The organism is Rhodococcus sp. C26F, assembly GCF_053345925.1.
The window spans coordinates 62025-78765 of the sequence record NZ_JBKFBA010000027.1 but is presented as its reverse complement, the minus strand read 5'-3'; the positions used below and the strand labels follow the sequence as shown (position 1 = coordinate 78765).

At 68.7% G+C, this 16741-nt stretch carries 18 protein-coding genes; 6 read left to right on the top strand and 12 right to left on the bottom strand.

Annotation, left to right across the window (positions count from 1 at the left end; genetic code table 11):
* A partial coding sequence (locus ACLBYD_RS22075) for a PRC-barrel domain-containing protein (RefSeq protein ID WP_447818124.1) occupies nt 1–785 on the bottom strand: 785 nt, incomplete at its 3' end.
* Nucleotides 786–966: 181 nt separating this feature from the next.
* Between ACLBYD_RS22075 and ACLBYD_RS22070 the strand changes: the two genes are divergently transcribed.
* On the top strand, nt 967–2208 hold the full coding sequence (locus ACLBYD_RS22070; protein ID WP_447818123.1) for an aspartate aminotransferase family protein: 1242 nt from the start codon (nt 967–969) through the stop codon (nt 2206–2208).
* Between the two features lie 22 nt (nt 2209–2230).
* Nucleotides 2231–2725 carry a DUF3830 family protein gene (locus ACLBYD_RS22065; protein ID WP_016694735.1) on the top strand — a complete coding sequence of 165 codons (495 nt, stop codon included), beginning with the start codon at nt 2231–2233 and terminating at the stop codon, nt 2723–2725.
* A gap of 69 nt (nt 2726–2794) precedes the next feature.
* Here the strand turns inward: ACLBYD_RS22065 and ACLBYD_RS22060 are convergent, their stop codons facing one another.
* The gene (locus ACLBYD_RS22060; RefSeq protein WP_447818122.1) at nt 2795–4165 is read right to left on the bottom strand and encodes an amidase; all 1371 of its coding nucleotides are present in this window, start codon (nt 4163–4165) and stop codon (nt 2795–2797) included.
* A 32-nt stretch (nt 4166–4197) separates the two neighbouring features.
* Nucleotides 4198–5112, bottom strand: coding sequence for a D-2-hydroxyacid dehydrogenase (locus tag ACLBYD_RS22055; protein ID WP_447818130.1), 915 nt, complete (start codon nt 5110–5112; stop codon nt 4198–4200).
* Nucleotides 5113–5252: 140 nt separating this feature from the next.
* Here ACLBYD_RS22055 and ACLBYD_RS22050 point away from each other — a divergent pair, with 140 nt between their 5' ends.
* Genes ACLBYD_RS22050 through ACLBYD_RS22040 form a run of 3 tightly spaced genes read left to right on the top strand, consistent with a single transcriptional unit; the run spans nt 5253 to nt 7416 of the window.
* Nucleotides 5253–5993 (top strand): maleate cis-trans isomerase family protein, encoded by a 741-nt coding sequence (locus ACLBYD_RS22050; protein WP_447818121.1) that lies wholly within the window; start codon nt 5253–5255, stop codon nt 5991–5993.
* The gene (locus ACLBYD_RS22045) at nt 5994–6734 is read left to right on the top strand and encodes a maleate cis-trans isomerase family protein (protein WP_447818120.1); all 741 of its coding nucleotides are present in this window, start codon (nt 5994–5996) and stop codon (nt 6732–6734) included.
* Nucleotides 6721–7416: a GntR family transcriptional regulator gene (locus ACLBYD_RS22040; RefSeq protein ID WP_447818119.1), complete on the top strand. Its 696-nt coding sequence runs from the start codon at nt 6721–6723 to the stop codon at nt 7414–7416. The genes ACLBYD_RS22045 and ACLBYD_RS22040 overlap by 14 nt, the downstream gene beginning before the upstream one ends.
* Before the next feature lie 6 nt (nt 7417–7422).
* Here ACLBYD_RS22040 and ACLBYD_RS22035 read toward each other — a convergent pair whose 3' ends face one another.
* Entirely contained in the window at nt 7423–8028 is a 606-nt protein-coding gene (locus ACLBYD_RS22035) for a TetR/AcrR family transcriptional regulator (RefSeq protein WP_447818118.1), read from the bottom strand.
* Nucleotides 8029–8110: 82 nt separating this feature from the next.
* Here ACLBYD_RS22035 and ACLBYD_RS22030 point away from each other — a divergent pair, with 82 nt between their 5' ends.
* Nucleotides 8111–8734: a hypothetical protein gene (locus tag ACLBYD_RS22030; protein WP_447818117.1), complete on the top strand. Its 624-nt coding sequence runs from the start codon at nt 8111–8113 to the stop codon at nt 8732–8734.
* A gap of 13 nt (nt 8735–8747) precedes the next feature.
* Here ACLBYD_RS22030 and ACLBYD_RS22025 read toward each other — a convergent pair whose 3' ends face one another.
* The 8 genes from ACLBYD_RS22025 to ACLBYD_RS21990 form a co-directional block, all read right to left on the bottom strand.
* Complete coding sequence (locus tag ACLBYD_RS22025) at nt 8748–9485, bottom strand: acetoacetate decarboxylase family protein (protein ID WP_447818116.1); 738 nt, start codon at nt 9483–9485, stop codon at nt 8748–8750.
* Nucleotides 9486–9555: 70 nt separating this feature from the next.
* Nucleotides 9556–10431 carry an aldo/keto reductase gene (locus tag ACLBYD_RS22020; protein ID WP_033096902.1) on the bottom strand — a complete coding sequence of 292 codons (876 nt, stop codon included), beginning with the start codon at nt 10429–10431 and terminating at the stop codon, nt 9556–9558.
* A 93-nt stretch (nt 10432–10524) separates the two neighbouring features.
* Nucleotides 10525–11103 carry an AAA family ATPase gene (locus ACLBYD_RS22015; protein WP_447818115.1) on the bottom strand — a complete coding sequence of 193 codons (579 nt, stop codon included), beginning with the start codon at nt 11101–11103 and terminating at the stop codon, nt 10525–10527.
* A gap of 38 nt (nt 11104–11141) precedes the next feature.
* On the bottom strand, nt 11142–12191 hold the full coding sequence (locus tag ACLBYD_RS22010) for an acyl-CoA dehydrogenase family protein (protein WP_447818114.1): 1050 nt from the start codon (nt 12189–12191) through the stop codon (nt 11142–11144).
* On the bottom strand, nt 12188–13159 hold the full coding sequence (locus ACLBYD_RS22005) for an acyl-CoA dehydrogenase family protein (protein WP_447818113.1): 972 nt from the start codon (nt 13157–13159) through the stop codon (nt 12188–12190). The genes ACLBYD_RS22010 and ACLBYD_RS22005 overlap by 4 nt, the downstream gene beginning before the upstream one ends.
* Nucleotides 13156–14316: an acyl-CoA dehydrogenase family protein gene (locus ACLBYD_RS22000; RefSeq protein ID WP_447818112.1), complete on the bottom strand. Its 1161-nt coding sequence runs from the start codon at nt 14314–14316 to the stop codon at nt 13156–13158. The genes ACLBYD_RS22005 and ACLBYD_RS22000 overlap by 4 nt, the downstream gene beginning before the upstream one ends.
* On the bottom strand, nt 14316–15185 hold the full coding sequence (locus tag ACLBYD_RS21995) for an enoyl-CoA hydratase (protein ID WP_447818111.1): 870 nt from the start codon (nt 15183–15185) through the stop codon (nt 14316–14318). Before ACLBYD_RS21995 ends, ACLBYD_RS22000 begins: the two co-directional genes overlap by 1 nt.
* Entirely contained in the window at nt 15182–16729 is a 1548-nt protein-coding gene (locus ACLBYD_RS21990; protein WP_447818110.1) for a FadD3 family acyl-CoA ligase, read from the bottom strand. The genes ACLBYD_RS21995 and ACLBYD_RS21990 overlap by 4 nt, the downstream gene beginning before the upstream one ends.
* Nucleotides 16730–16741: the final 12 nt, after the last annotated feature.

Sequence of the window (16741 nt, the reverse complement as noted above, 5' to 3'; positions counted from 1 at the left end):
CCGCTGCCGCTGCCGCTGCCGCTGCCGCTGCCGCTGCCGGGAGCCGCATGGCGGGCGGTGTCCGCCGCCGATTGCGCCGTGCCGGACGGTGTGGACGAGTCCGCGGTCCCGGACGGTGTGGATGAGTCCGCGGTCCCGGACGGTGTGGACGGCGTCGACGCGGTATGCCCCGGCATCGAGTGCTCGAGCGATTCGTCCCGCTGACCCTCGCTCGGCCGGTAGTTGCCGGCGATCTCCTCACGCGCGACGTCGGGTGGCGTCGGTGAATGCCCGGTTCCCGCCGGTGTGGTGGTGCCGTACGTCTCGCCGGTGTGTGGCGTCCCGGTGCCTCCCGGTCCGCCGGCCGCGCCACCGACGAGACCACCACCGGCTGCGCTTCGCTCGCCGAGGCCGCTCCGGTCGTCGGTGAACCCGGCCCGATCGTCCGTGAATCCGCCCTGATCGCCGGTGGATCCACCCCCTGCAGGGGTGTCCCCGAACCGGCGGTAGTAGCGGTACAGCTCGTCCTCCTCGAGCGGGGTCAGCTCACCGTTCTCGTCGATGTTCGGGGCGCCGGTGATCGTGTCCTTGTCGAAGGGCAGGCGCACTCCGGTGCTGTCGAGCACGGCTTCATCGATGGGGGCGAAGTGCCGGCGCGTTCCGAACAAACCCGTGACGACGGTGATCCAGGCGGGTCGGCCCGTGTCGTTGTCCAGGTAGACCTCTCCGACGCGTCCGAGCTTGTCGCCGTCCGGTCCGTACGCGGTGGCGCGAGCGAGGGTGTCGATGTCGTTGTTGCTGATCATGATGTCCTCATCCGTGGGCGATGCGGCTTCCTGCTGTGCGGATGCCCTCCGGTGCGAGTGACGAAACGCTGCCGTTACACCGCTCGCCGTTGCGTCGACCATCCCCGCGTGTTATCCATATTGTCAACAATCCGACAACCGGCACGAGGGTTTGCGCCCTCGGCTGTTCGGAGGGATCGTCATGACCCGTCTTTCACCCCGCCTGCTGCAGGCAACGCCCGTCACCGTCGACCACGCCGAGGGGTGCTACATCCACGGCACCGACGGACGTCGGTATCTCGATTTCACCGCCGGTATCGGCGTCACGAGTACCGGTCACTGTCACCCGCACGTCGTCGAGGCCGCCCGCCGGCAGATCGGCTCGCTCATCCACGGGCAGTACACGACCGTGATGCACCGGCCCCTGCTCGAACTCACCGAACGTCTGGGCACGGTGCTGCCCGAAGGGCTCGACTCGCTGTTCTTCGCCAATTCGGGCAGCGAGGCCGTCGAGGCGGCGCTGCGTCTGGCCCGCCAGGCGACAGGGCGACCCGGAATCGTCGTCTTCCACGGCGGTTTCCACGGCCGTACCGTCGCCGCCGCCACGATGACGACCTCGGGAACCCGTTTCTCCGCAGGGTTCTCGCCGCTCATGGGTGGTGTACACGTCGCTCCCTTCCCCACGGCCTATCGCTACGGCTGGTCGGAGGAGGAAGCGACCGATTTCGCCCTGCAGGAACTGGACTATCTGTTCGCGACCCTCGTGGCGCCGGACGAGATCGCGGCCTTCGTCGTCGAACCGGTCCTGGGCGAGGGCGGTTACGTCCCCGGCAACACCAGGTTCTTCCAGGGACTGCGGCAGCGGGCCGACGAACACGGCATCCTGCTCGTCTTCGACGAGATCCAGACCGGATTCGGGCGGACCGGAAAGTTCTTCGGCCATCAGCACTTCGACGTGCGGCCCGACATCATCACCATCGCCAAGGGCCTCGCGAGCGGTTTCCCGCTGTCGGGTATCGCCGCCTCCGAGGAACTCATGGAACGCGCCCGTCCGGGATCGCAGGGCGGCACGTACGGGGCGAATGCGGTCTCGTGCGCGGCGGCCGTGGCCACTCTCGACGTGATCGAGAAGGAGGGGCTCGTCGACAACGCCGCCGCGCGCGGGCGTGAACTGCTCTCCGGCGCACGGGAGAACACGACCGACGCCATCGGCGACGTGCGCGGCCTCGGTCTCATGGTGGGCCTCGAGTTCACCACGGACGGAGCACCCGACCGGGAACGGGCGACCGCAGCGCAACAACTCGCCGCTCAGAAGGGTTTGCTGCTGTTGACCTGCGGTGCACACATGAACGTGGTGCGCATGATCCCGCCGTTGATCGTCACCGCCCAGCAGATCGAGGATGCGCTCGGGATCTGGTCCGAGGTCCTCGCCGAGGTCCGATAATCCGTCGAACGAGGGAGTCCGCGTGGCCCGATACATCACGATCACTCTCGACAAGCGCGACATCACGTGCAGAGCACGGCTTCTCGACGACGAGGCGCCGCTCACCTGCGCGGCGGTGTGGGACGCCCTGCCGCAGAGCGGTTCGGCGTTCCACGCCAAGTACGCCCGCAACGAGCTCTACACCCTCGTCCCGAGGATCACCGCGGCACCGCACCGGGAGAACCCGACGGTGACGCCGATCCCGGGGGATGTGTGCCTGTTCGACTTCGAACCGTGGGAGATCGGTAATCCCGCATACGGTTACGAACCCGGATCGCAGGCCCACGCGCAGCAGGGAGCGACCGACCTCGCGTTGTTCTACGGCCGGAACAATCTGTTGCTCAACGGCGATGTGGGATGGGTGCCGGGCAACGTCTTCGCGACCATCGAGGAGGGACTGCCCGAACTCGCCGTCGCGTGCAACGACCTGTGGATCCAGGGGGTCGTGGGGGAGACGCTGAGCTTCGCACGGGCATAGACGGTCACTGCACGGGAAACGGCACCACGTACTCCGCGCGGTGCCGTTTCTCGTGGCGCTCTTCCCGTCTCAGCTCAACGCGTACTCGGCGAACCGCGCGACGGCGAGCAACAGGTCGTCCGAGTGCCGCGGGCCGACGATCTGCAGACCCACGGGCAGACCCGCCGAAGTGGTGCCCACGGGGATGCTGATGGCCGGCTGCTGCGTGAGATTGAAGGGATAGGTGAACGGGGTCCACTGCGGCCACGAGGTCAGCGACGAACCCGGCGGCACGTCGTGGCCGGCCTCGAAGGCGGGGATCGGCATCGTCGGGGTGATCAGCACGTTGTACTTCTGGTGGAAGATCCCCATCGTGATGCCGACCGCCGCCGCGACCGCGCGGGCCTCGAGATAGTCCACGGCACCGAGTTGTTCGCCGTGGGACCACACGCGTCCGAGGCCGGGATCCACCTTGTCCCGCGTACCCTCGGGGAAGGTCTTCAACATCGTGGCGGCGCCTGCCGCCCAGAGGTTCTCGAAGGCCTCGAGCGGATCGGTGAAACCGGGGTCGGCGGCGGTCACGCGCAGTCCGGCCTCGTCGAGGACGCGGACCGCCCGGTCGACGATCTCACCTACCTCGGGGTCCACGTCGACGTAGCCGAGGGTCTTGGAGTAGGCGACGTCCATTCCCACCACCTCGCGGTTGAGGCCGCCGCGGAAGGTCGTCAGGGGCGGCGCGAGGGCAGTCGGGTCCCGGGGGTCGGGCAGCGCGAGGATGTCGGTGAGCAGCGTCGCGTCCTCGACCGTCCGGGTGATCGGCCCGGCGTGCGCGAGCGGCCCGAACGGGCTGGCGGGGAAGATCGGGATCCGGCCGTGGGTGGGCTTGAATCCGACGACGCCGCAGAACGATGCGGGGATGCGGATGCTGCCCCCACCGTCGGTGCCGACGGAGCACGGACCGAAGCCGGCCGCGACCGCCGCCGCGCTGCCACCGGACGAGCCACCGGCGGTCTTCGTCGTATCGACGGGATTCGTGGTCACCCCGTACAGGGCCGAATCGGTCACCGCCTTCCACGCGATCTCCGGAGTGGTGGTCTTGCCCACCAACACCATTCCGTCCTCGCGCAGCCGGGCCGCGACCGGGCTGTCGACGTTCCAGTCCTGGTTCTCGTCGATGGCCTGCGAGCCCCGCAGGGTCGGCCATCCGTCGGTGAGGAAGACGTCCTTGATCGAGATGGGAACCCCGTCGAGCAGGCCCTTCGAATAGCCGGTCCGCCACCGTTCCTCGGACCTGCGCGCCTGGTCGAGGGCCTTCTCCTCGTCGACGAGGCAGAACGAGTTGATCTCGCGATCGTGCGCCGCGATCCGATCGAGCACGTCTCGCGTCACCTCGACGGGAGACAGCTCGCCCGAGGAGAACGCCGACACGAGTTCGACGGCGGTCATGTCTGTGGGCTTCATCGTGCCTCCTTCTCGTCGGACGATGCCGACTCTCACGCGCCGGGCACGTAACCCAGCTTCTTGTCCACCACGTTCCGAAGAGGTTCGCCACTGCGGTGGCGGTGGAAGTTGTCGACGAAGACGTCCACCAGCGCGTCGCGCCAGCCCACGAAATCCCCCGAATTGTGCGGGGTGATCGAGACGTTCGGCATGTCCCAGAGCGGATGGCCGTCGGGGAGCGGCTCGACGTCGAGCACGTCGAGCGCTGCGCCGGCAATCGTGCCCGACCGCAGCGCCTCGACCAGGTCGTCGGTGCGCACGAGTTCGCCGCGCCCGACGTTGACGAAGCGGGCCTGCGGCTTCATCGCGGCGAACATCCGGGCGTCGAAGAGGTGCCGGGTCTGATCCGTGAGAGGTGCGGCCACGACGACGAAATCGACGTCGGCCAGGGCGGCCGGAAGATCGGCGGTCGCGGTGACGGTGTCGAAATCGGGGTCGTCGTCGCGAGAGCGCCGGCCCGAGCCCTGGACCGTCATTCCCACGGCGGAGAGCAGGCGCGCGATCGCGCGACCGATCGGACCGGTGCCGACGACGAGCACGGAGCGACCGGCGATGCGTTCGGACTCCCGGTGCTTCCAGATGTGCTCGTGCTGGAGCCGCAGGGATTCGGGGATGTCCTTGGCGAAGGAGAGTATCTGGGCGAGCACGTATTCGGCGATCGCCCCGTCGAAGACTCCGCGGGAGTTGGTGACGACCACGTCGCTGTCGCGCAGCTCGGGGAACATGAGGGCGTCGACCCCGGCCGCGGCGACATGGATCCACTTCAGGGACGCTGCGGCGTGCCAGGCTGCGGGTAGCGCGTCGGTGAGGAAGTCGTACGCGAAGAGGATGTCGGCGCCGTCGAGCGCGTCGGCCAGGCCGGAGGCGTCGGTATAGCGCACCGTGGCGTGTTCGGCCACCGGGGCCATCCACGCACGATCCGGCACGGCTTCGGCATGAAGCACTGCAACGACCGGCTGGGCATCCACGTTGACACCGTATGAGCGCCTCGTATTATTGTCAACAATCCTCAAGGCTGAGGGAACTCTTGACGAAGCCGAGGGACCGTATGGAACTGAACATTCCCGAATTCGAAGGTCCTCTGGCTCAGCGGGGCATCGGTGTGATCGCACCCTTCGATCTCGCCCTGGAACGAGAACTGTGGCGATGGGCGCCGCTCGAGGTCACCCTGCACCTCGCTCGAACCCCTTACGAGCCGGTGCCGGTCAGCCGTGCCATGGCCGAGCTGGTGTCCGACCGACGGCACCTGATGGTCGCGACCCGCGACGTGCTGTCGGTGGAACCGGAAGTCGTTGCCTATCTGTGTACCTCGGGCAGTTTCGTCAACGGGGTGGCCTACGAGAAGGCCCTGTGCGACGCGATCTGCGAGGCGGGCGCATCGTGCGCGGTCACGACCTCCGGAGCGCTGCTCGAAGCCCTCCGCAAACTCGACCTCACCCGCATCTCGGTGATCACTCCCTACGACCGGGAACTCACCGACCTGCTGCACGACTTCCTGAAGGAGGCCGGAACCGAGGTCGTCCGGTCGTCACATCTCGGGCTCGGCGGCGGCATCTGGAAGGTCAACTACCGCACCATCGCCGAGCACATCATCGGGGCCGACACCCCGGACGCCCAGGCGATCTTCGTCAGTTGCACCAACCTGCCGACCTACGACCTGATCGCGCCGCTCGAACGGGAACTCGGCAAGCCGGTCCTCACGGCCAACCAGCTCACCATCTGGGCGTGCCTGGGACGGATGAAGCTGCCCATGACAGGACCGGGGAAGTGGTTGAGAGGAGTGTTCTGAATGCATCGTGACCGTCCGACCGTCGGGATCGTCTACCCGGATCATGCCGCCGAGGACGACTACCCGTTCGCCGCCGAACTCCTGGGGGTGAATCTGCCCGTCGCCCACATCTACGGAACCGATCTGCACGCCGTTCCCGAACTCCTCGACCTCGGGAGCCCGGCCAAGCTCGCCGGGGGAGCGGCGCAGTTCGCGGACGAGCCCCTCGACGCCCTCGTGTGGGCGTGCACGTCGGGCAGCTTCGTGTACGGACCCGAAGGGGCACGCACCCAGGTCGAGCAGCTCTCCCGGGACGCGGGAGGCGTGCCCACGACGAGCACGAGCATCGCGTTCGTCGCCGCACTTCGGGCGCTCGGAGTCGGCCGGGTGGCCGTGGCGGCGAGTTATCCGCGGGACGTCGCCGAACTGTTCGTCGCCTTCCTCGCGGACGCCGGTGTCGACGTCGTCTCGCTCGCCGACGCCGGCATCGACACCGCCGCCGAGGTCGGCACCCTGACCGACGAGGTCGTCCTCGAATTCGTGAGGACCAACGATCATCCCGACGCACAGGCGGTCCTCGTCCCCGACACCGCGATGCACACGCTGCGGATCATGCGGGAACTCGGGAAGGAGACCGGCAAGCCGGTGCTGACCGCCAACCAGGTCACCGTGTGGCACGGCCTGGAACTCGCCGGATATACAGTGGAATGCCCGGAGCTGGGCTCACTGTTCGAGGAGGATACCGATCATGGTGCTCGGTGATCTGGAAGATCTACGTCCTGTCACCCGGCCGTCCACGGCCGAGCTCATCGCCGAACAGATCCGGTCGGCCATCGTCCGGGGTGCGCTCGGTCCCGGGGAACAGCTGGGGGAGGCCGAACTCGCGGCGCACTTCCAGGTCTCCCGGGGCCCACTGCGAGAAGCCATGCAGCGGTTGCTGTCCGAAGGTCTGCTCTACAGCATCCGCAACCGGGGCATCTTCGTCACCGAGCTCACCTTCGACGACGTCGTCGACATCTACCGCAGCCGCTGGGTCATCGAGGGCGGTGCCCTCGACCTGGTGCTGGACGGCCGTCGCGAACAGACGTGGAAGGCCCTCGAACCGGCGATCGAGGAGATGCGCACCGCCGCCGAACGCGAGGACGCCACCGGTGTCTCGGACGGCGACCGACGTTTCCACGAGATCCTCGTGGCCAGTGCCGACAGTCCGCGGCTCGTGCGGGCGGCCCGCACGCTGCTCGTCGAGACGCGGATGTGCCTCGGCGCGTTGCAGACCACCTATCCCGACCTGCACGTGCAGGTGGACGAGCACGTCGTGCTGCGGGAGGCGATCCGCACCGCCGACCGGGAGGAGGTGCGGCGTCTGCTCGACGAGCACCTGCACGACACGGTCACCCGGCTCCGCGAGCGTCAGAACGGCGACGGCGTGATCGCGTCCGGCTGATACCGCTCAGCCGGGCGGGGTGAACGACGACAGGGCCGTTGCGGCGATGTAGTCGGCGGCGTCCTCCGCCGACAACCGTCCTGCCACGACTTCGGTTGCGGCACAATGGACCAGGCTGTGCAGGACCGACGCCAGCCAGGACGACGACAGGTCGGTGCGGAACGCCCCTTCGGCGCGACCGCGCTCGATGAGGGCGGTCGCGCGGGCGAGCAGGCCGTCGTGTGCGGCGCGTACGTCCTCGGCGGGAAGTGCTTGTTCGGCGGCCGCGAGCAGTGCCCCCGCGTCGGCGGTCAGCGACCACGAACCCGCGATGAGGCGATGCAGGGCGTCGCGGGGGTCGCCCGTGAGGTCGATCCGGTCCACGGTCTGTTCCGCCTCGGCGAGCGCGCGCTGCACCACGGCGGTGACGAGTTCTGCGCGAGTGGGGAAGTGGCCGTAGAGGGTGACACGCCCGACGCCGGCGGCCTTGGCGATCTCCCCGATGCTCGCGTCGGGATCACGACTCAGTGCGATGCGCGCGGCGTGGAGGATCGCCTCGATGTTCCGCTCGGCGTCCGCACGTTTCCTGGTGCGAAGCGATTCGGGACGCCGGGATGTCTCGTGGGTGGTCACGGATCCTCCTCTTGTCGAACACTGATGTTCAGGTTACGCTGACACCAACTCGAACATCACTGTTCAACTTAGGCGGATCCTCATGACGAGCTCCGACATCACCATCGTCCCCGTCGATCGACCTGCGACCGGCATCGACCCGAAGGCGCTGCTACGAGGGGTGCTGCGCCGGTGGCCGAGCCTCGTCGCAGTCGCCCTCGCCGCGTTCGTCCTCGCGGACGGAGGCACCGACTTCCCGGCGATCCTCACCGGCGCGGCACTGGTCTATCTCGGTGCCGCCGTGCTGGGTCGTCGCAGCGCGGCCTGGCCGCTGTTCCTCGGCGCCGTCGCGCTGATCGGCGTCGGCAAGGTCGCCGTCGTCGCGTTCGGGGTGCCGGTCGAGATCACCGTGGTGATGGTCGCGCTCGGTGCCGCCGGCGCCGTCTACGGACTCGCGCGCACCCCGGCCGGCCGGGCGATGCTCGTCGGGCCGTCGACCGTGGCCATGCTGGGTTTCGGTGCCGTCGCGGTGGCCGCGGTGACGGTCACCCCCGTCCCGGCGGGCGTGATCGTCGGGCTCGGACTGCTCGGTCACGCCGCGTGGGACTACGTTCATTTCCGCCGGAACACCGTGGTCGCCCGCTCGCTCGCGGAGTTCTGCGGTGTGCTCGACACCCTGCTGGGTGTCGCGGTGATCGTCCTCGCCGTCTCGGGCGCGCTCTCCTGAGTCCGGGAGAGTCTCAGACGACGGTCGCGTCGCCGAAGGTCATCCGCAGATCGGGGATCGACGACGAGGCCAGTGCGCGTCGCGGCAGACCGAGCGACCGCAGTTCGTCGGCGATCGGATGCGTCCCCAACCGCAGGGTCGCGCCGCCGAGCCGGGTGCGCACGCCGCTCGGATTCATCTCCCAGGTCGTGCAGCGGGTGACGTTGTCGATGTGCGAGTAGGCGGCGAGCGAGGCCGCAAGACCCTTGCCCGGCACCGGAAATCCGGGCGCCACCGCCAGTTCGGCGATCAGCGCTCCGTCGGCGGAGACCGAACCGTGCTTGGTGCTGCTGTCGTGGTCGGCGTCGAAGTCGGCGAGGGTCTTCGGGAAACCCCAGATGCCGCGTCCCGCCGCGAGAGTGAAGTCGCCGTCGACGGGCAGGTGGTGGATGAGCGCACCGGCCTGCCCGCCGACCAGGCTCCGCCAGTCGCCGACGATGCCGTCGCCGCGGTTGCGATGGTTGCGGACGAGGAAGCACACCCCGAACTCGTTGTACGGGCCGAGATCCCCGTCGACGTAGTCCACGAAGACGAGCGTGCAGATCCCGTGGCCCGGGCGGTACTGCAGGATCTCGAGCCCGGTGTGGGCGACGAGTTCCTGCGCGGGGCGCACGGGAACCGAGAACATCCCCATGAACGCCGTGGCCGTTCGGACCTGCACGGGCATCGTGACCGGTTTGCCCAGCACCAGATGCGTCGTCGTCTCGCTCATCGCTGCCTTCCGGAAATCGGACGTGCGTACCCCGACAATGAGAACACGTTCCAGTTTCGGAGGGAAGGGATCAGGAGGGGGCGCCTATGTTCATCTCGTCGGGATGCGCGCCCACCCGCGTGCCGTCGTCGAGCGTGTCGAGTTCGCTGAGGTCGAGCTCGTCGAGTTCGAAGTCGAAGACGTCGATGTTCTGGGAGATGCGCTGCTCGTGCACCGACTTCGGGATGACGATCAGCCCGTTCTGCAGATGCCAGCGGATGAGCACCTGCGCGGCCGACTTGCTGTGACGGTCGGCGATGCGGGTGACGATCGGGTCGACGAGCAGGGTGTTCGGCTTCGAGTTCGGACCCCAGCCCGAGTTGCTCGTGCCCCCGAGCGGGCTCCACGACTCCACGGCGATGCCGTGTTCGGACGCGAACCGGCGGATCTCCTGCTGCGACAGGTGCGGATGCAACTCCACCTGATCCACCGCCGGAAGCAGCCCGCCGCGATCGACCAGCAACTGCAGGTGGTGCGGTTCGAAGTTGCACACTCCGACCGCCTTCGCACGCCCGGACTCGGCGATCTTCTCGAGGGCGTCCCAGGTGCGCAGGATCCGCTCGCGGTCCTGCAACGGCCAGTGGATCAGGTACAGGTCGACGTACTCGGTGCCCAGCTTCTTCAGGCTCGTGTCGAAGGCCTTCAGCGCCGGCTCGTAACCCTGATCGGAGTTCCACAACTTGGTGGTGACGAAGATGTCCTCGCGCGGCACCGACGACGCGGCGAGCGCGCGCCCGACGCCTTCCTCGTTGCCGTAGGCCGCGGCCGTGTCGATGTGCCGGTAACCGGCCTCGTCGATCGCGTATCGGACCGCATGTTCGGTCTCGTCGTTGGTGGCCTGCCAGACTCCCAGGCCCAGCTGCGGGATCGTCGTTCCGGAATTCAGCGTGATCGTGGGAGGTGTCATCTCTCCGACGTTAGCGAGCCGCCGCGGCGGGCGCGAGGAATCCCGGACGATCAGGTGCTCTCCGGCCCGCGGGCGTCGAGGCGGGCGTCGAGTTCATCCGCCGGACCTCGGGGGACGGGACGCGAGCAGCGCCGCCCACGCATCGACCTCCCGGCGGCTCGTCAGCCGTACGACCGGCAGATCGGGACGCTGTGTGAGCGCGGTGAGGACGCGGTCGCGATATCCGCCGTGGGTGCGCCACGCCCAGCGCACGATGTGGTCGCGATCGCGGAAGAAGGTGTGCAGGGGCGGTTCGATGTTGCCGTTCCACAGTTCTTCCCGGCGCACCCGGCGTCGCAGCGTCCGCCACACCACCTGGCGCATCACCGTGCTCCGCGGCAGGTCGAGCCACACCATCAGGTCGGCGCGCTCGACGAGCAGCGGCCGCACCGCGGTGTACTGCCACTCCGTCACCCAGCGAGACTGCGCGGTGAACTCCTCGACGTCGTCGCGGAAGGACGGACGCGGCGTCCAGTTCGGACCGTGATGGAGCCCGTCGATCTCGACGTGCGGAAGGTCGAGGATCTCCCCGATCCTCGCGGCGAGGGTCGTCTTGCCGGAACCGGACGTCCCCGCCACGAGGACGCGGCGGGGACGAACGGGGAGCGGAACCGAGGAATCGAGGAGGCGCATCACCGATCTTTCGCAGGGATCGCCGCCGACGATATTGCTCAGGCGGAGACCGCGCTCAGGTATTCGCGCGGTTGCCCGAACAACTGGGCGCTGCCGTGCGCCCGCTTGAAGAACAACTGCGCGTCGTGCTCCCAGGTGATCGCGATCCCGCCGTGCAACTGCACGGCCTCCGAGGCGACCTGCTGGAAGGCCTCCGAACAGTAGATCTTCGCTGCGTACGCGTCCTGCGGATCCTGAGACAACGCAGCCGCATACGACATCGACCGCGCCGTCTCCACGAGCGCGTACATGTCGGCCATGCGGTGCTTGAGCGCCTGGAACGACCCGATCGCGCGACCGAACTGTTTGCGGTTCTTCGCGTAGTCGACGGTCAGGTCGAGCACGGCCTGCGCGGCACCCACCTGCTCGGCCGACAGGGCGATCGCCGCGGACGCCCGCAACCGGTCGACGAGATCGTCGGACGACGACAGGCGACGACCGGTCACCGCCGAGAACGACACCTCCGCGAGGGAACGCGTGGGATCCATCGTGGGCACGCGGCGCCGCGACACCCCGTCGGTCTCCGGATCGACCTCGAACAGGCCGACCGTGTCACCGTCGGCGGCGAGCACGAGCAGGGTGGACGCGATGTCGCCGCCGAGCACGTAGTGCGCGGTTCCGGTCAGCACGTCGCCCTCGGCGCTCACGCCGGGACGCTGCCAGCCGGCGGCCGACGCCCAGCACACCGCGACGACCTCGCCGGCCGCGATGCCGGGGAGCAGACGCGCCGCCGCGTCGGCATCACCGGACAGCAGCACGGTCTGCGCCGCGAGCACCGCCGACCCCAGGAACGGCGACGGCGTGAGCGTGCGGCCGAGTTCCTCGAGCACCACGTGGGTCTCGACCCACGAGGCGCCCACACCGTCGTATTCCTCGGGAACGGCGAGGGCCGCGACCCCCACCTGCTCGACGAGCATCGTCCACAGTTCGTCGTCGTACCCGCTGCCGGTCGTGATCGCGCGCCGGACGGCAGCCGAATCGGAGTGCTTGGCGAGCAGGGTGCGCACCGAGTCCCGTAGTGCGGCACGCTCTTCCGTCTCGAACGTCACGACGCCTCGCTCTCGAGTGCCGCGACCACGCGTGCCCGGTGCTCGTCGGGGGTGCCCCACGCGGTGACGAGCGCGCGGACCTTCGTGATCCACAGCGACAGATCGTATTCCTGGGTGTAGCCGATCGCGCCGTGCACCTGCAGTGCCGTGCGCGCGGCGAGATAGGCGGCGTCGCCGCACGCGACCTTGGCCGCCGAGACGTCCCGGGACGCGGTGGACAGCTCGTCGCGGACGGCGATGGCCGCACCGTGCAGCAGCGGACGTGCCATCTCCAGCGCGACCGCCACCTCGGCGAGATGGTGCTTGACCGCCTGGAAGGAGCCGATCGCGCGACCGAACTGCTTGCGCTGCTGCGCGTACTCGACGGTGGTGTCGAGCAGGGTCCGGCCCAGGCCCTGGAGCTGAGCTGCAGACGCGAGGACACCGATGTCGAAAGCCGCAGCGGTATCTGTGGATCCGAGCGACTCGCCGACGGTGAGCGAGGCGAGCGTGCGCGACCGGTCGACCGACTCGCGCGTGTCTCCGGCGGTGCCGATCGAGACGGTGCCGTCGGCGACGTGCAGCGCGAGGTCGGCGACGTGCGCGTCGACCGCGTACGGCGCGTGGGGGAGCATCGCGACGGTGGCGAGCGATCCGGCGGCAAGAGGACCGAGACGCTCGGGTGCCACGGAGGCGAGCAGAACCGGTGCCACCGCGACGGTTTCGACCACCGGGCCGGGCACGGCGTGGCGACCGAGCTGTTCGACGGCGACGACGAGATCGACCGCGTCGGCCCCGAGGCCGTCGTGCTCCTCGGCGACGAGCAGACCGTTGACGCCGGTCTCGGCCAGTCGCTCCCACACCTGCAGACCCGGTGCCGTGTCGCCGCTGTTCCACGCACGGATCACCTGCGGCATGTCCGACTTGGTGAGCAGGGCGTCGATACTGGACGCGAAGTCCTCATGGGACTCGTCGAGTGCGAATCTCATCGATCACCCCTCGGAAGGCCGAGCAGCCGCTCGGCGATGACGTTCTTCTGGATTTCGTTGGTACCGGCGTAGATCGGGCCCGACAGCGAGAACAGATAACCGTCGGTCCAGCCGTCGACGAGTTCGGCGTCCGCACCCTGCAGGTCGAGCGCCGTCTCGTGCGCGGCGATGTCCCACTCGGACCAGAACACCTTGTTGATCGACGATTCGGCGCCGAGCTGTCCGCCCGCGGTCAGGCGCGTGACGGTCGCCCAGGTCGACAGCTCGTAGGCGCGCGCCCCGATCCACGCGTCGGCGACGCGGTTGCGCAGCGCGGTGTCGCCGTGGAGATCGGACTCGCCGTAGGCGCGCAGCAGCCGGTCGGTGGCCGCCAGGAATCGACCCGGCGCACGCAGCGACAGACCGCGCTCGTTGGAGGCGGTGCTCATCGCGACCCGCCATCCCTCGTTCACCGCACCGATCACACCGGACTCACCGGGACGCTCCGGGTCGTCGGGGACGAAGACGTCCTCGAGGAAGATCTCCGCGAAGCCCGGCTCACCGTCGAGCTGCGGGATCGGTCGCACGGTGACGCCCTCGGCCCGCAGGTCGAACATGAAGTAGGTGATGCCCTTGTGCCGCTGGGCCTCCGGGTCGGAGCGGAACAGACCGAAGCCCATGTCCGCATAGGACGCCCGCGAGCTCCACGTCTTCTGGCCGTTGAGCAGCCAGCCGCCGTCGACCTTCGTGGCGGTCGAGCGCAGCGACGCGAGGTCGGAGCCGGACTCGGGTTCCGACCAGGCCTGGGCCCAGATGTCGTCGGCCCGGGCCATGCGCGGCATGATGCGGGCGAGCTGCTCGGGGTGGGCATGCTCGAACAGGGTGGGGGCGAGCAGGAAGATGCCGTTCTGGCTCACCCGGCCGGGCGCACCGGCGCGGTAGTACTCCTCCTCGAACACGACCCACTGCTCGAGGGTCGCGTCGCGGCCGCCGAGTTCCTCGGGCCAGGAGACGACCGACAGGCGTGCATCGGCGAGGGTCCGTTCCCACTGCCGGTGTTCTTCGAAGCCCTCGGCCGTGTCCATCGACTTCGGCGGCGTCTTGGGGACGTTCTCGGCGAGGAAGGCGCGTACCTCGTCGCGGAACGCGAGGGTGGCGTCGTCGAGCTGCAGATCCACTACTTCGCTCCTTCCACCGGACGGGCGCTCGCGGCCATCGACTTGGCGTTCATGCCGCCGAGCGAGTCGGCGCCGACCTCGGCGTTGTGCGCGTGCGCGAAGTGGTGCAGGCCGAAGACCGAGTCCATGCCGTTGCGCATGCCCATCTGGTCCTCGCACTGGTTGACGGCGCGCTTGGTGAGCGCGAGACCGAAGCGTGGCATCTCCGCGATGCGGGCGGCGAGGGCGAGGGTCTCGGACTCGAGCTGCTCACGCGGCACGACGCGGCTGACCATGCCCACCTCGTAGGCGCGCTGGGCGCTGAAACGGTCACCGGTGTAGAGGATCTCCTTCGCGAAGCGCGTTCCGAGGATCCACGGGTGCGCGAAGTACTCGACACCCGGGATGCCCATGCGCACCACGGGATCGGAGAAGAAGGCGTCTTCGGACGCGACGATCAGGTCGCACACCCACGCCAGCATGAGACCGCCGGCGATGCAGGCGCCCTGCACCGACGCGATGGTGGGCTTGGGGATCTCGCGCCAGCGGCGGCACATCCCCAGGTAGACCTCCATCTCACGGGCGTAGCGCTGGTCGCCACCGGGCTTGTCGACGTGGTCCCACCACATCACGGCCTTGTTGTCGTAGTGGACGTGGTGGTCGCGACCCGGGGTGCCCAGATCGTGGCCGGCGGAGAAGTGCTTGCCGTTGCCGGCCAGCACGATCACCTTGACCTCGTTGTCCTCGACGGCCCTCTCGAAGGCGGCGTCGAGCGCGTAGGTCATGACCGAGTTCTGGGCGTTGCGGTAGTCGGGTCGGTTGAGAGTGACGATCGCGACGCCGTCGCGCACCTCGTAGGTGACGACATCGGGCTCGAACGGGACGGTCATGACTTCTCCTCACGCAGAACGTTCTTCAGTACCTTGCCGGACGGGTTTCGGGGTAGCGCATCGACGAACCGAACCGATCGCGGCGCTTTGAAGTTGGCGAGTTTCTCTCGGGCATACGCGATCACGTCGTCCTCGGTGAGCGGATGTCCGTCCAGCGGGACCACGAACGCCCGGCCGACCTCACCCATGCGCTCGTCGGGGACACCGATCACCGCGACCTCGTGGACTCCCGGCAGGCGCAGCAGTGCCGCTTCGACCTCCGCCGGATAGACGTTGAACCCGCCGCTGATGTACATGTCCTTGAGGCGGTCGGTGATGTCGAGATAACCGCGCTCGTCGAGGGTTCCGACGTCGCCGGTGTGCAGCCACCCGTCCTCGTCGACGGTCTTGGCGGTCGCCTCGGGGTCGTCGAGATAACCGAGCATGACGTTCGGGCCGCGCAGCAGGATCTCGCCCTTGTCGCCGATGCGCACCTCGAACTCCGCGGTGGCGCGTCCGGACGAGGTGGAGACGGTGACGGGATCGTCGTCGGTACGGCACATCGTCGCGACGACCGCCTCGGTCTGCCCGTAGGCGGTGAGCACCGCATCGAAGCTCAGTTCGTTCTGCATGCGCTCGACGAGGGAGACGGGCACGGGTGCGGCGCCGGTGACGGCGATGCGCAGGTTGCTCAGGTCGTACTCGCCGCGACGCGGGTGGTCGAGGATGGACTGGTAGATCGTCGGGGCGCCCGGGAGCACGCTGATGCGCTCGGCCGCGACCATCGCCATGACCTTCTCCACGTCGAAGGTCGCCAGGGGGATGACGGTGGAGCCCTCGAGCAGTGCGGCGACGAAGCCGGCCTTGTACCCGAAGCTGTGGAAGAACGGGTTGATGATCAGGTAGTTGTCGTCGATCGTCAGTTCGGCGCACTCAGCCCACGCCTGCGCGACACCGATGCACTGACGGTGGGCGCTGAGCACGCCCTTGCTGCGGCCGGTCGTGCCCGAGGTGAACAGGATGTCGGAGACGTCGTCGGGGGTCACGGCCGCGGCGCGCGCGTCGGCTTCGGTGCGGGCGGCGTCGGTGGCGGAGGACAGGAAGTCCGCCCACTCGACGACCCCGTCGGTCGGCGCGTCGTTCCCGCCCAGCGGGACCCGCACGGTCGTCGGGATCGACAGTTCCGGCGCGGCCTTGCTCAGTTCGGTGTACCGGTCGCTGCCGAGGAACTCGCCGACCACGACGAGGGCCTCGGGGCGGACGCGCTCGACGACGTCGGCGGCCTCGCTTCCGGTGTAGCGGGTGTTGAGGGGTACGACGACACCGCCGGCCCAGTGCGTGCCCAGGGCCGCGATCACCCAGTGGAACGTGTTGGGCGACCAGATGACGACGTGGGCACCGCGTTCGACGCCGCGGGCGACGAGCGCCGCGGCGAAATCGCGGACGTGGTCGCGCAGTTGTGCGAAGGTCAGCCGGGTGTCGCCGTCGGCGATCGCGAGCAGGTCCGGCCAGGTGTCGGCGGCACGTACGAGTGCGGCCGGAGTGGTTCTCGGTCGTGTGTTCACAGAGCTCCCTAC

Coding starts and splice junctions, on each gene's coding strand:
- ACLBYD_RS21995 (WP_447818111.1), bottom strand. CDS start 15,185: ATGACCGTCCCGTTCGAGCCCGATGTCGTCACCTACGAGGTGCGCGAC.
- ACLBYD_RS22070 (WP_447818123.1), top strand. CDS start 967: ATGACCCGTCTTTCACCCCGCCTGCTGCAGGCAACGCCCGTCACCGTC.
- ACLBYD_RS22060 (WP_447818122.1), bottom strand. CDS start 4,165: ATGAAGCCCACAGACATGACCGCCGTCGAACTCGTGTCGGCGTTCTCC.
- ACLBYD_RS22055 (WP_447818130.1), bottom strand. CDS start 5,112: ATGGCCCCGGTGGCCGAACACGCCACGGTGCGCTATACCGACGCCTCC.
- ACLBYD_RS22030 (WP_447818117.1), top strand. CDS start 8,111: ATGACGAGCTCCGACATCACCATCGTCCCCGTCGATCGACCTGCGACC.
- ACLBYD_RS22020 (WP_033096902.1), bottom strand. CDS start 10,431: ATGACACCTCCCACGATCACGCTGAATTCCGGAACGACGATCCCGCAG.
- ACLBYD_RS22015 (WP_447818115.1), bottom strand. CDS start 11,103: ATGCGCCTCCTCGATTCCTCGGTTCCGCTCCCCGTTCGTCCCCGCCGC.
- ACLBYD_RS22025 (WP_447818116.1), bottom strand. CDS start 9,485: ATGAGCGAGACGACGACGCATCTGGTGCTGGGCAAACCGGTCACGATG.
- ACLBYD_RS22045 (WP_447818120.1), top strand. CDS start 5,994: ATGCATCGTGACCGTCCGACCGTCGGGATCGTCTACCCGGATCATGCC.
- ACLBYD_RS22040 (WP_447818119.1), top strand. CDS start 6,721: ATGGTGCTCGGTGATCTGGAAGATCTACGTCCTGTCACCCGGCCGTCC.
- ACLBYD_RS22050 (WP_447818121.1), top strand. CDS start 5,253: ATGGAACTGAACATTCCCGAATTCGAAGGTCCTCTGGCTCAGCGGGGC.
- ACLBYD_RS22005 (WP_447818113.1), bottom strand. CDS start 13,159: ATGAGATTCGCACTCGACGAGTCCCATGAGGACTTCGCGTCCAGTATC.